We start from the raw sequence: 12784 nt of genomic DNA on the forward strand, positions 1-12784 counted from the left end.
TGATCTGGGCCGGCTCTATCGCGGCCCAAGCCCGCTCCCACGCAGATCCCGTTTGCGACTTCCCACAAAAAAGGCCTCTTGCGAGGCCTTTTTCATGTCATCGATTCAGCGCTTGAGCCCGTAGCTCTCATCGAGCATGCCCGGCGAGTTCGGGGACTTCGGTGCGTAGTCGCGTGGTACTTCGGCGGTATCCTTCGGTGGCGTCAGGCGATCACGCGGGCCTTGCGCGGCTTCGGAGTGCAGCGCGGCCAGCAGGCGTTGGCGGGTCAGCTCGTCCAGGGCCAGGCGGTTGGCGCCCTCGGCCAGGTGATCCTGCACGTCCTGGTAGCTCTGGGTCAGTTTCTTGACCAGCGATGCGGTGCTGTTGAAGTGGGTCACCACTTCGTTCTGGTAATTGTCGAAGCGCTGCTGGATGTCATCCAGCTGGCGTTGGGTATTGCTCGGTGCCGCGTTGGGCAGCAGGCGGGCCAGCGCGAAACCGACGACGACACCGACAACCAGGGCCAGGGTCGGCAGCAACCAAACAAGGAGCGAGTGTTCCACGAGTCCTTCCTCTATAAACGGCTTTGCTTTACGTTAACGGCTCAGACCTGCGCTGTATACCGCGAGCGATCGCAAATCAGAACAGAATTCCTTTGCTAGACGAGTCGACCCTTCACGAGGTCACGGAGTAGTACCTTGCTTATCCGCGAAACCCCCTTGTTCATCGATGGCCCGATCGGCCAGCTTGAGGCGTTGTACCTGGACGTGGCCGATGCCCGTGGCGCGGTGCTGATCTGCCACCCCAACCCGGTCCAGGGCGGCACCATGCTCAACAAGGTGGTCTCGACCCTGCAGCGTACCGCCCGTGATGCAGGTTACGTCACCTTGCGCTTCAACTACCGCGGCGTTGGCCAGAGCGCCGGCAGCCACGACATGGGCGCTGGCGAGGTGGCGGATGCCGAGGCTGCCGCAGCCTGGCTGCGCCAGCAGCATCCTGAGCTGCCCTTGGTGCTGATGGGCTTCTCCTTCGGCGGCTTCGTTGCCGCCAGCCTGGCCGGTCGCCTGGAGGCGGCGGGTGTCGAGCTGCAACAGCTGTTCATGATTGCCCCGGCGGTGATGCGTCTGAACGCGCAGTTCCCGCTGCCCGAGCGCGTTGCGCTGACCGTCGTGCAGCCGGACACCGACGAGGTGGTCGATCCGCAACTGGTCTACGATTGGTCCGCCGCCCTGTCGCGCCCCCACGAGCTGCTGAAAGTGGCAGAATGCGGACACTTTTTCCATGGCAAGCTGACCGATCTGAAGGATCTGCTGCTGCCGCGCCTTTCGAACTGAGCCAAGCCTGAAATAAGCGAACCCCCATGACCACGCGCATCCTCACCGGTATCACCACCACCGGCACCCCGCACCTGGGCAACTACGCCGGCGCCATCCGCCCGGCCATCCTCGCCAGCCAGCAGCCCGGTGCCGACTCGTTCTACTTCCTGGCCGACTACCATGCCCTGATCAAGTGCGACGACCCGCAGCGCATCCAGCGTTCGCGCCTGGAGATCGCCGCCACCTGGCTGGCCGGTGGCCTGGACCCGGCCAAGGTGACCTTCTATCGCCAGTCGGACATCCCCGAGATCCCGGAGCTGACCTGGTTGCTGACCTGTGTCGCCGCCAAGGGCCTGCTCAACCGTGCCCACGCCTACAAGGCGTCGGTGGACAAGAACGTCGAGGCCGGCGAAGACCCGGACGCCGGCGTGACCATGGGCCTGTTCAGCTACCCGGTGCTGATGGCCGCCGATATCCTGATGTTCAATGCCAACAAGGTGCCGGTCGGTCGCGACCAGATCCAGCACGTGGAAATGGCCCGCGACATCGGCCAGCGCTTCAACCACCTGTTCGGCCAGGGCAAGGACTTCTTCGCCCTGCCCGAGGCGGTGATCGAGGAGAGCGTGGCCACGCTCCCAGGCCTGGACGGTCGCAAGATGTCCAAGAGCTACGACAACACCATCCCGCTGTTCACCAGCGCCAAGGACATGAAGGATGCGATCTCGCGCATCGTCACCGACTCCAAGGCCCCTGGCGAAGCCAAGGATCCGGATAATTCGCACCTGTTCACCCTGTTCCAGGCCTTCTCAACGCCGGGGCAGTGCGCCGAGTTCCGCGAAGAGCTGCTGCAGGGCCTGGGCTGGGGCGATGCCAAGCAGCGCCTGTTCCAGCTGCTCGACGGCCAGCTGGCCGAAAAGCGCGAACACTACCACCAGCTGATCTCGCGCCCGTCGGACCTCGAGGACATCCTCCTGGCTGGTGCCGCCAAGGCCCGCAAGATCGCCACGCCGTTCCTCGAACAATTGCGCGAGGCAGTTGGCCTGCGCTCGTTCCGCACCACCGTGCAGGCCAGCACCGAGGTGAAGAAGAAGGCCGCCAAGAGCGCCCGCTTCGTCAGCTTCCGTGACGAGGATGGCAGCTTCCGCTTCCGCCTGCTGGCCGCCGATGGCGAGCAATTGCTGCTGTCGCGCAGCTTCGCAGATGGCAAGAGTGCGGGGGCGGTGAGCAAGCAACTGCAACAGGGCGGCGAGGCCGATGTGCGGGTCGAGGGCCTGGGCTTCTCGCTCTGGCTGAACGGTGAGCAAGTTGCCGACGGGCCGCAGTTCGAGGCCGCCGAGGCCCGTGACGCGGCCATCAGCAGCCTGCGCGAGGCCCTGGCGCCACAGGCGGACTGAGTCACTTTGACGCAAGTCTGATTGCCATTAAGCGGGCCGGTCGCTACAGTGACGGCCCGTTTTTTGTTGCCTCGCTAACGAAATCATGACGCCCCTAGAACGATACCAAGCCGATCTGAAACGCCCCGACTTCTTCCATGACGCGGCGCAGGAAACTGCGGTGCGTCACCTGCAGCGCCTGTACGACGACCTGGTGCAGGCGCAGAACAACAAGCCGGGGGTGTTCGGCAAACTGTTCGGCAAGAAGGAGCAGACGCCGGTCAAGGGCCTGTACTTCTGGGGCGGCGTGGGCCGGGGCAAGACCTACCTGGTCGACACCTTCTATGAAGCGCTGCCGTTCAAGCAGAAGATGCGCACGCACTTCCACCGCTTCATGAAGCGCGTCCATGAGGAGATGAAGACCCTCAAGGGCGAGAAGAACCCGCTGACCATCATCGCCAAGCGCTTCAGTGACGAAGCCAAGGTGATCTGCTTCGACGAGTTCTTCGTCTCCGATATCACCGATGCCATGATCCTCGGCACCCTGATGGAAGAGCTGTTCAAGAACGGCGTGTCGCTGGTGGCCACTTCCAACATCGTCCCGGACGGCCTGTACAAGGACGGCCTGCAGCGCGCGCGCTTCCTGCCGGCGATCGCCATGATCAAGCAGTACACCGATGTGGTGAACGTCGACAGCGGCGTGGACTATCGCCTGCGTCACCTGGAGCAGGCCGAGCTGTTCCACTTCCCGCTCGACGCTGCGGCGCATGAAAGCCTGCGCGCCAGCTTCAAGGCGTTGACCCCAGAGTGCACCCAGGCCGTCGAGAACGACGTGCTGATGATCGAGAACCGCGAGATCCATGCCTTGCGCACCTGCGACGACGTCGCCTGGTTCGATTTCCGTGCCCTGTGCGACGGGCCGCGCAGCCAGAACGACTACATCGAACTGGGCAAGATCTTTCATGCCGTGCTGCTGAGCAATGTCGAGCAGATGGGCGTGACCACCGATGACATCGCCCGGCGCTTCATCAACATGGTCGACGAGTTCTACGACCGCAACGTGAAGCTGATCATCTCGGCCGAGGTAGAGCTCAAGGACCTGTATACCGGCGGGCGCCTGAGTTTCGAGTTCCAGCGCACGCTCAGCCGTCTGCTGGAGATGCAGTCCCACGAGTTCCTGTCGCGGGCGCACAAGCCTTAAGGGCTGATGAAACGGGGCCGCTTCGCGCCCCATCGCCGGCAAGCCGGCTCCCACAAGTTACGTACTGATCTTGTGGGAGCCGGCTTGCCGGCGATGGGGCGCGAAGCGGCCCTTGTCGTATTCAGGCCTCTTGCATGAACTGCTGCCGATACTGGTTCGGCGACAGTTCGGTGTGCTGGCGGAACAGCCGGGCGAAGAAACTCGCGTCGTCGTAGCCCACCTCGTAGCTGATGGTCTTGATGCTCTTGCGCGTGCTCGACAGCAGGCCCTTGGCGGTCTCGATGCGCAGGCGCTGCAGGTAGTGCAGGGGCTTGTCGCCGGTGGCGCTCTGGAAGCGGCGCATGAAGTTGCGGATGCTCATGCCGTGGTTGCGCGCCACATCCTCGAAGCGGAACTTGTCGGCGAAGTGCTCTTCGAGCCAGTGCTGGATCTGCAGGATGATCAGGTCCTGGTGCAGCTTCTGGCCGCCGAAGCCCATGCGCCCCGGGGTATAGCTGCGCTGCACCTCGTAGAGGATGTCGCGGGCCACCGCGCGGGCCACGTTGGCGCCACAGAAGCGTTCGATCAGGTAGATGTACAGGTCGCAGGCCGAGGTGGTGCCACCGGCGCAGTAGAGATTGTCGGCGTCGGTCAGGTGCTTGTCCTGGTTCAGGCGGATCTTCGGGAAGCGCTCGGCGAAGCTGCTGAAGAAGCGCCAGTAGGTGGTCGCCTCCTTGCCGTCGAGCAGCCCCGACTCGGCCAGCCAGAACACGCCGCTGGCCTCGGCGCATAGCACCGCGCCACGGGCATGCTGCTCGCGCAGCCAGGGCAGTACCTGCGGATAGCGTTGCAGCAGGTTGTCGAAGTCGTCCCAGAAGGCCGGCAGGATGATCACGTCGGCGTCGTTGAGGCCGCTGTCGACCGGCAACTGCACGTTGCTGAAGCTGTCCACGGGCAAACCGTCCGGGCTCACCAGGCCGATCTCGAACATCGGTTGCAGGCCCAGGCCCAGCTGCTTGCTGTAGCGCAGGCTGGCCAGGTGGAAGAAGTCCTTGGCCTGCATCAGTGTCGAAGCGAACACTTTATCAACGGCCAGGATGCTGACGCGCCGCAGCGACGCCGGGGGTTGGGTAAACATCATTGTCATTGTTCTTATAGGGTAGAGTGGTCAATCACCGGCTGGATCGTCTTATTTTTTGGCGATTGTGTCTACCCCACGAAAGAGCAGTGCAGCGCCTGCGTTGCATCAAGGCGCGGGGTTTGGCTGCTCCTGATGGACCGCCTCGATTGCCGCCAGCAGTTCATCGCCCAGATTCAACGCCTGGCTGTCGATATTGCTGCGCAGTTGCTCGAGGTTCGTCGCGCCGATGATGTTGCTGGTCACGAACGGCTGCCGGGTCACGAACGCCAGCGCCATCTGCGCCGGGTCCAGCCCGTGTTCGCGGGCCAGCTGCACATAGCGGCCGCAGGCGGCCACGGTCTGCGGATTGGAATAGCGGGCAAAGCGGCTGAACAGGGTCAGGCGGGCGTGTTCCGGGCGGGCGCCGTTTTCGTACTTGCCCGACAGCATGCCGAAGGCCAGCGGCGAATAGGCCAGCAAACCGCACTGCTCGCGGATTGCCACCTCTGCCAGGCCCACTTCGAAGCTGCGGTTGAGCAGGTTGTAGGGGTTCTGGATCGACACCGCGCGGGGCCAGCCGCGGGTTTCGGCCAGGTGCAGGAATTTCAGGGTGCCCCACGGGGTTTCGTTGGACAGGCCGATGTGGCGGATCTTGCCGGCGCGCACCTGTTCATCGAGCACCTCCAGGGTTTCCTCCAGCGGAGTGAAGATGTCCTGGGGCAGGTGCTGGTAGCCGAGCTTGCCGAAGAAGTTGGTGCTGCGCTCGGGCCAGTGCAACTGGTAGAGGTCGATGCGGTCGGTCTGCAGGCGCTTGAGGCTCTCGTCCAGCGCGGCGACGATGTGCTGGCGGTTGTGCTTGAGTTGGCCATCGCGGATGTGGCTGATGCCGTTGCCGGGGCCGGCGACCTTGCTGGCGAGGATCCATTCGTCACGGTCGCCGTTGGCGGCGAACCAGTTGCCGATGACGCGTTCGGTGGCGGCGTAGGTCTCCGGGCGCGGTGGCACCGGGTACATCTCGGCGGTGTCGATGAAGTTGATGCCGCTGGCCTTGGCCAGGGCGATCTGGGCGAAGGCCTGGTCCTGGGTGTTCTGTTCACCCCAGGTCATGGTGCCCAGGCACAGGGCGCTGACATCGAGGTCGGTACGGCCGAGCTTGCGGTATTCCATCGGGAAGGTGCTCCGTGACAAAGAAGTCCATAAAAGCAGGTTGAAATTTTTCCTGCAATCTGGATAATTCTGCCCCTCTCCGTGTGGCGGAAGTGATGCACCACCATGCAGGGAACCCTTGTCGAACATTGGCGTGCCCGACCCGAGCCCCCAAAAGCGTCAGCGTTCGGCTGCGCGCTTGCCCTTGGCAAGCTGTGCACTATCCAGTAAGATTCGCCGTCTATTTTTCGCTGGGCGGCCTCTGAGGCTTTAGAGAATGAAAACTTTTACTGCTAAACCGGAAACAGTAAAGCGCGAGTGGTTCGTAGTCGACGCCGCTGGTCAGACCCTGGGTCGTCTGGCTACCGAAATCGCTAGCCGCCTGCGTGGCAAGCACAAGCCAGAATACACCCCTCACGTTGACACCGGCGACTACATCGTCGTCATCAACGCCGAGCAGATCCGTGTGACTGGTGCCAAGTCTTCCGACAAGATGTACTACTCCCACTCCGGCTTCCCGGGCGGTATCAAGGAAATCAACTTCGAGAAGTTGATCGCCAAGGCCCCTGAGCGTGTTATCGAAACCGCGGTCAAAGGCATGCTGCCGAAGAACCCGCTGGGTCGCGACATGTACCGCAAGCTGAAAGTGTACGCGGGTGCTGCTCACCCACACACTGCTCAGCAGCCTCAAGAACTGAAGATCTAACGGGATAGTTCATTATGTCGGCGACTCAAAACTACGGCACTGGCCGTCGCAAGACCGCAACCGCTCGCGTTTTCCTGCGTCCAGGTACCGGTAACATCTCCATCAACAACCGTTCTCTGGACGTGTTCTTCGGCCGCGAAACCGCTCGCATGGTTGTTCGCCAGCCGCTGGAACTGACCGAAACCGTTGAGAAGTTCGACATCTACGTCACCGTTTCCGGTGGTGGTGTCAGCGGTCAGGCCGGTGCAATCCGCCACGGCATCACCCGCGCCCTGATGGAATACGACGAAACCCTGCGTGGCGCTCTGCGTCGTGCTGGCTACGTCACCCGCGACGCTCGTGAAGTTGAGCGTAAGAAAGTGGGTCTGCGTAAAGCGCGTAAGCGTCCTCAGTACTCCAAGCGTTAATACCGCTTCGGCAGTCGAAAAAAGCCCGGTTCCTTTTTGGAACCGGGCTTTTTTTATGTCTTCAACTAACCTGTCTGCTAGTCCGTGGCCGTTTGTCGCATAGACGCAGATCAAGCAAAGCGAGGGTAGTAGCCCGACGAGCGGGTAATCACCTTGTCAGCGTGTGGATTTGTTCCTTACCATTGCGGCCAATTTTTAGTGCCACAGACGTACCTAAGTAGATGCCTGTTCAAACAGGCCAAGCAAGCTGATGGGAGAGGACTGAATGAGCAATGACGGCGTCAACGCAGGCCGGCGCCGCTTCCTCGTAGCCGCGACATCCGTGGTCGGGGCAGCGGGGGCAGTGGGGGCAGCGGTACCGTTCGTGGGGTCATGGTTTCCCAGTGCCAAGGCGAAAGCCGCAGGGGCACCGGTGAAGGTCAATATCGCCAAGGTCGAGCCCGGTCAGCAGATGGTAGCTGAATGGCGGGGGCAACCTGTATTCATCGTGCGGCGAACGGAGGAGATCCTCGGTAATCTGAAAAAGATCACCGGCGAGCTGTCCGATCCTGAATCCAAGGCGTCGGTGCAGCCGACCTACGTCGACCCGCAAGTTCGCTCGATCAAGCCCGAGATTCTCATCCTGGTAGGTCTGTGCACGCACCTGGGTTGCTCGCCAACCTTCCGCCCTGAAGTTGCCCCGGCTGACCTGGGGCCGAAGTGGGTCGGTGGCTATTTCTGCCCCTGCCACGGTTCGCACTACGACCTGGCCGGGCGCGTCTACAAATCCCAGCCGGCGCCTCTCAACCTGCCAGTGCCACCGCACTCGTACGAGTCGGACGAAATCATCGTCATCGGCGTCGATCAGGAGAACGCATGATGAGCAAGTTCATGGAGTGGATCGATGCGCGCTTCCCTGCAACGAAAATGTGGGAAGACCATCTAAGCAAGTATTACGCGCCCAAGAACTTCAACTTCCTGTACTTCTTCGGCTCCCTGGCGTTGCTGGTGCTGGTCAACCAGATCGTCACCGGCGTGTGGCTGACCATGAGTTTCACCCCCTCGGCGGAAGAGGCCTTCGCCTCGGTCGAGTACATCATGCGCGACGTCGAGTACGGCTGGATCCTGCGCTACCTGCACTCCACCGGCGCCTCGGCGTTCTTTATCGTGGTCTACCTGCACATGTTCCGCGGGTTGCTCTACGGCTCCTACCAGAAGCCGCGCGAGCTGGTCTGGCTGTTCGGCATGCTGATCTACCTGGCGTTGATGGCCGAGGCGTTCATGGGCTACCTGCTGCCCTGGGGGCAGATGTCTTACTGGGGTGCCCAGGTGATCATCTCGCTGTTCGGTGCGATCCCGGTGATCGGTGATGACCTGACCCAGTGGATCCGTGGTGACTACCTGATCTCCGGCATCACCCTGAACCGCTTCTTCGCCCTGCACGTGGTGGCCCTGCCTATCGTGATCCTGGGCCTGGTGGTGCTGCACATCCTGGCGCTGCACGAAGTGGGTTCGAACAACCCCGATGGCGTGGACATCAAGAAGAAAAAGGACGAGAACGGCATCCCGCTGGATGGCATCCCGTTCCACCCGTACTACACCGTCAAGGATATCGCCGGTGTGGTGGTGTTCCTCTTCGTGTTCTGTGCCGTGGTGTTCTTCTTCCCGGAAATGGGTGGCTACTTCCTGGAAAAACCGAACTTCGAACAGGCCAACGCCTTCAAGACCCCTGAGCATATCGCCCCTGTCTGGTACTTCACGCCGTTCTACGCGATTCTGCGCGCGGTGCCCGACAAGCTGTTCGGGGTGATTGCCATGGGCGCGGCAATCGCGGTGCTGTTCGTGTTGCCCTGGCTTGACCGCAGTCCGGTGCGCTCGATGCGCTACAAGGGCTGGCTGAGCAAGATCTGGTTGCTGGTGTTCTGCGTGGCCTTCGTCATCCTTGGCGTGCTGGGCGTGCTGGCGCCGACCCCGGGGCGTACCTTGCTGTCGCAGGTGTGCACGGTGTTGTACTTCGCCTACTTCCTGCTGATGCCGTTCTACACAAGGCTCGAGAAGACCAAACCGGTTCCGGAAAGGGTGACTGGCTGATGAAAAAGTTTATTGCAGTATGCTTGCTGGCATTGATGCCTGGCCTTTCGTTCGCCGCCGAACACGGCCTGGAGCTGGACAAGGTCGATATCGACCTGACCGACAAGGCCGCGATGCAGGATGGCGCACGCACCTTCGCCAACTATTGCATGGGGTGCCATAGTGCCAAGTTCCAGCGATACGAGCGTGTCGCCGACGACCTGGGGATCCCCCACGAGCTGATGCTCGAAAACCTGGTGTTCACTGGCGCCAAGATCGGCGACCACATGAAGATCGGCATGCAGCCCAATGATGCCAAGACCTGGTTCGGCGCTGCGCCGCCCGACCTCACCCTGGTTGCCCGGGTGCGTGGCAACGATTGGTTGTACACCTACCTGCGCAGTTTCTATGAAGACAAGGCGCGGCCATACGGGGTAAACAACAAAGTCTTCCCCAACGTCGGCATGCCTAACGTGCTGGTTGGCCTGCAGGGCAACCAGGTGATTGGCTGCAAGCAGGTGCAGAGTGTGGTCGACGGCAAGAAGCAATATGACCCGCTGACCGGCAGCCCATTGACCCATGAAGCGTGCGACCAGCTGACCGTCGAGGAGAAATCCGGTACCCTGACGGCTGAGCAGTTCGACGAGAAGGTCAAGAACCTGGTGACCTTCCTGGCCTATTCGGCCAACCCGGTCAAACTGGAAAGCCAGCGCATCGGTACCTACGTGTTGCTGTACCTGGCTTTCTTCTTCGTGTTCGCCTACTTGCTCAAGCGCGAATACTGGAAGGACGTGCACTGATCACGCAGTAGTTTCTGGTAGTTGAACGCGCCCGGGGTGCCCCAGTCATGTCGCGGGGGCACCCCGGGCGCGTTTTCATTTGCAGTTTTTACAAGCATCCCGTGCGAGGAGGCGCTACATGGGCGCAACCAACAGGTTAGCCTGCTATTCCGACCCCGCTGACCATTACTCTCATCGGGTACGCCTGGTGCTCGCGGAGAAAGGCGTCACGGTGCAGATCATCGATGTCGACACCAACCGCCTGCCGCCCAAGCTGGTCGAAGTGAACCCTTACGGCAGCTTGCCGACCCTGGTCGATCGCGATCTGGCGCTGTACGAGTCGAGCGTGGTGATGGAGTACCTCGAGGAGCGTTACCCGCACCCGCCGCTGATGCCGGTTTATCCGGTGGCCCGCGGCAACAGTCGCCTGCTGATGCACCGCATCCAGCGCGACTGGTGCAGCCTGGCCGACACCGTGCTGGACCCGCGCAGCAGCGAGCCGGCACGTACCCAGGCGCGCAAGGAGTTGCGCGAGAGCCTGACGGGCGTGGCCCCGCTGTTCGCTGAAATGGCCTGCTTCATGAGTGAGGAGCAGAGTCTGGTCGATTGCTGTCTATTGCCCATACTCTGGCGCTTGCCGGTGATGGGTATCGAATTGCCGCGGCAGGCCAAGCCGCTGCTGGATTACATGGAGCGACAGTTCGCCCGCGAGCCTTTCCAGGCGAGCCTGTCTGCTACTGAACGTGAAATGCGCAAGGTTTAAAGAGGAGCCGTTGATGAACTCCAGTCGCCCCTATCTGGTTCGCGCGCTGTACGAGTGGATCGTCGACAACGATTGCACGCCCCATATGCTGGTCAACGCCGAGTACCCGGCCGTTCAGGTGCCCCAAGGATTCGCCAGCGATGGCCAGATCGTCCTGAACATCTCCCCCAGTGCCGTGCGCAGCCTGCACATGGACAACGAGGCGGTGAGTTTCGAAGGACGCTTCGGTGGTGTGGCGCACACGCTGTATGTGCCCATCGGTGCCATCCTGGGGATCTACGCCCGGGAGAATGGCCAGGGTATGGTCTTCGAGCTGGAGCCGCCGCTCGCGGACGAGGATGACCTTGAGGACGACGTTGTCGAGCCGGATGACGATGGTCCGCCCGAGCCGCCGCGTCCCAGTGGTCGTCCGAGCCTGAAAGTCGTGAAGTAACAGGCAGGGACAAAAAAGGCGATCCGCAGGGATCGCCTTTTTCATGGCTGCCGCAATTACAGGTCCTTGATGCTCTGCACCTGGTCCTTGTTGATGCGGGTCGGCTTGCCGTCCAGTTGCTTGAACTCGTAGAAGCCGGAGTTGCGGTCGAAGTGCGGCGTGTCGGTGGTCTGCAGTTCGCGGCCATCGTTGAGGGTGATCACGCTCGGGGTGGAGCAGCCGGCCAGGGTGGCGAAGGTGCCGATCAGCAGGGCGGGCAGCAGAAACTTCTTCATGGGGTACTTCCTGGATCAGAGTGAAAAAGGCGAGCGTCCCGACGCTCGCCGAGGGGTTGTCAGTCGATGTATTCGAACAGCTTGACGATCTTCTGCACGCCCGACACACCCTGCACCACATTGGTGGCGGCGTTGGCCTCTTGTTGCCTGACCAGGCCGAGCAGGTAGACGATGCCATTTTCGGTGATGACCTTGATGCGCGAGCTGGGCACGCTCTCGTCGGTCAGCATCTGGGTTTTGATCTTGGTGGTCAGCCAGGCGTCGTTGTTGCGCGCCAGGATCGATGACGGCTGCATCACCTGCAGCTCGTTGTGCACCTTCTTGACTCGCTGAACCTGGCCGGCGGTCTGTTCGGCGAGGGATTTGAGGTCGGCGCGGGGTGTCTGGCCGGCAAGCAGCACAACACCGTTGTAGCTGCTGACGACGATGTGCGAGCCCTTGTCCAGCTCCGGGTTGGCCTTGGCGATGTTGACCGAGACCTTGGTCTCGATCAGCGAGTCATCGATCTTGCTGCCGATGGTGCGGGTGCCGCGGTCATCCTCGATAGGCGAGTTACGCGCCGAGGTGAGCACGGAACTGCAGCCCGATACGCCGAGGCACAGGGTCAGGGCCATCAGGCCGATACGCTTGGAGATCATTCTTCACTCCCGAACAGTTGGCTGTCGATCAGGTCGCACAGACAGTGGATCGCCAGCAGGTGGACTTCCTGGATGCGCGCGGTGACCGTGGCAGGGACGCGGATCTCCACGTCCTCGGGCAGCAGCAGCGAGGCCATGCCGCCGCCATCGCGCCCGGTCAGGGCGACGACAATCATTTCGCGGTCATGGGCGGCCTGGATCGCCTGGATCACGTTGGCCGAATTACCGCTGGTGGAGATCGCCAGCAGCACATCGCCGGGCTGGCCCAGGGCGCGGATCTGCTTGGAGAAGACTTCGTTGTAGCTGTAGTCGTTGGCGATCGAGGTGAGCGTCGAGCTGTCGGTGGTCAGGGCGACGGCCGGCAGGCTCGGGCGCTCGCGCTCGAAGCGGTTGAGCAACTCCGAGGAGAAGTGCTGGGCATCGCCGGCCGAGCCGCCGTTGCCGCACGCGAGCATCTTGCCGTCGTTGAGCAGGGCATTGACCATGACCAGGCTGGCCTGCTCGATGTGGGGTGCCAGGATGTCCATTGCCTGTTGCTTGGTGTCGATGCTGGCCTGGAACAGCCGGCGAATTCGGGATTGCATGTCCATCTGGGTGACCTTAAGAGGGGCGGTGGCCT

The 12784-nt window shown here is 62.0% G+C and carries 16 protein-coding genes; 10 read left to right on the plus strand and 6 right to left on the minus strand.

Annotated features, from left to right (window positions below; genetic code table 11):
- Positions 1–105: 105 nt before the first annotated feature.
- On the minus strand, positions 106–543 hold the full coding sequence (locus tag AC3WL2_RS14035) for a Z-ring associated ZapG family protein (RefSeq protein WP_102685203.1): 438 nt from the start codon (positions 541–543) through the stop codon (positions 106–108).
- A 135-nt stretch (positions 544–678) separates the two neighbouring features.
- Here AC3WL2_RS14035 and AC3WL2_RS14040 point away from each other — a divergent pair, with 135 nt between their 5' ends.
- The 3 genes from AC3WL2_RS14040 (at position 679) to zapE (ending at position 3870) form a co-directional block, all read left to right on the plus strand.
- Positions 679–1314 carry an alpha/beta hydrolase gene (locus AC3WL2_RS14040; protein ID WP_102685204.1) on the plus strand — a complete coding sequence of 212 codons (636 nt, stop codon included), beginning with the start codon at positions 679–681 and terminating at the stop codon, positions 1312–1314.
- Between the two features lie 26 nt (positions 1315–1340).
- A complete protein-coding gene (locus AC3WL2_RS14045; protein WP_102685205.1) occupies positions 1341–2690 on the plus strand; it encodes a tryptophan--tRNA ligase in 1350 nt (449 codons plus the stop codon).
- 85 nt (positions 2691–2775) lie between these two features.
- Positions 2776–3870, plus strand: a complete 1095-nt coding sequence (zapE, locus tag AC3WL2_RS14050) for a cell division protein ZapE (protein WP_102685206.1) — start codon at positions 2776–2778, stop codon at positions 3868–3870.
- A gap of 121 nt (positions 3871–3991) precedes the next feature.
- Here zapE and AC3WL2_RS14055 read toward each other — a convergent pair whose 3' ends face one another.
- Both AC3WL2_RS14055 and AC3WL2_RS14060 read right to left on the minus strand, forming a co-directional pair.
- Positions 3992–4888 carry a GlxA family transcriptional regulator gene (locus tag AC3WL2_RS14055; RefSeq protein WP_173862478.1) on the minus strand — a complete coding sequence of 299 codons (897 nt, stop codon included), beginning with the start codon at positions 4886–4888 and terminating at the stop codon, positions 3992–3994.
- A gap of 207 nt (positions 4889–5095) precedes the next feature.
- Positions 5096–6136 (minus strand): NADP(H)-dependent aldo-keto reductase, encoded by a 1041-nt coding sequence (locus AC3WL2_RS14060; RefSeq protein WP_102685207.1) that lies wholly within the window; start codon positions 6134–6136, stop codon positions 5096–5098.
- Between the two features lie 256 nt (positions 6137–6392).
- Between AC3WL2_RS14060 and rplM the strand changes: the two genes are divergently transcribed.
- The 7 genes from rplM (at position 6393) to AC3WL2_RS14095 (ending at position 11252) form a co-directional block, all read left to right on the plus strand.
- Positions 6393–6821 (plus strand): 50S ribosomal protein L13, encoded by a 429-nt coding sequence (gene rplM / locus AC3WL2_RS14065; protein ID WP_008097538.1) that lies wholly within the window; start codon positions 6393–6395, stop codon positions 6819–6821.
- Between the two features lie 14 nt (positions 6822–6835).
- Positions 6836–7228, plus strand: a complete 393-nt coding sequence (gene rpsI / locus AC3WL2_RS14070; protein ID WP_003260797.1) for a 30S ribosomal protein S9 — start codon at positions 6836–6838, stop codon at positions 7226–7228.
- 265 nt (positions 7229–7493) lie between these two features.
- Positions 7494–8087 carry a ubiquinol-cytochrome c reductase iron-sulfur subunit gene (gene petA, locus AC3WL2_RS14075; protein WP_023628711.1) on the plus strand — a complete coding sequence of 198 codons (594 nt, stop codon included), beginning with the start codon at positions 7494–7496 and terminating at the stop codon, positions 8085–8087.
- Positions 8087–9298: a cytochrome b gene (locus tag AC3WL2_RS14080; RefSeq protein ID WP_023628712.1), complete on the plus strand. Its 1212-nt coding sequence runs from the start codon at positions 8087–8089 to the stop codon at positions 9296–9298. The genes petA and AC3WL2_RS14080 overlap by 1 nt, the downstream gene beginning before the upstream one ends.
- Positions 9298–10077, plus strand: a complete 780-nt coding sequence (locus AC3WL2_RS14085; RefSeq protein WP_102685208.1) for a cytochrome c1 — start codon at positions 9298–9300, stop codon at positions 10075–10077. Before AC3WL2_RS14080 ends, AC3WL2_RS14085 begins: the two co-directional genes overlap by 1 nt.
- 118 nt (positions 10078–10195) lie before the next feature.
- Entirely contained in the window at positions 10196–10819 is a 624-nt protein-coding gene (locus AC3WL2_RS14090) for a glutathione S-transferase N-terminal domain-containing protein (RefSeq protein ID WP_102682663.1), read from the plus strand.
- A gap of 13 nt (positions 10820–10832) precedes the next feature.
- The gene (locus AC3WL2_RS14095; RefSeq protein ID WP_102682664.1) at positions 10833–11252 is read left to right on the plus strand and encodes a ClpXP protease specificity-enhancing factor; all 420 of its coding nucleotides are present in this window, start codon (positions 10833–10835) and stop codon (positions 11250–11252) included.
- Positions 11253–11308: 56 nt separating this feature from the next.
- Here the strand turns inward: AC3WL2_RS14095 and AC3WL2_RS14100 are convergent, their stop codons facing one another.
- From AC3WL2_RS14100 to AC3WL2_RS14110, 3 genes are read right to left on the minus strand one after another with little or no spacing between them, the layout of a single operon-like run.
- On the minus strand, positions 11309–11527 hold the full coding sequence (locus tag AC3WL2_RS14100) for a YgdI/YgdR family lipoprotein (protein WP_102682665.1): 219 nt from the start codon (positions 11525–11527) through the stop codon (positions 11309–11311).
- 59 nt (positions 11528–11586) lie between these two features.
- On the minus strand, positions 11587–12165 hold the full coding sequence (locus AC3WL2_RS14105; RefSeq protein ID WP_102682666.1) for a BON domain-containing protein: 579 nt from the start codon (positions 12163–12165) through the stop codon (positions 11587–11589).
- Positions 12162–12755, minus strand: coding sequence for a phosphoheptose isomerase (locus AC3WL2_RS14110; RefSeq protein WP_102682667.1), 594 nt, complete (start codon positions 12753–12755; stop codon positions 12162–12164). The genes AC3WL2_RS14105 and AC3WL2_RS14110 overlap by 4 nt, the downstream gene beginning before the upstream one ends.
- Between the last annotated feature and the right edge of the window lie 29 nt (positions 12756–12784).

Source organism: Pseudomonas sp. FW305-96 (genome assembly GCF_058783825.1).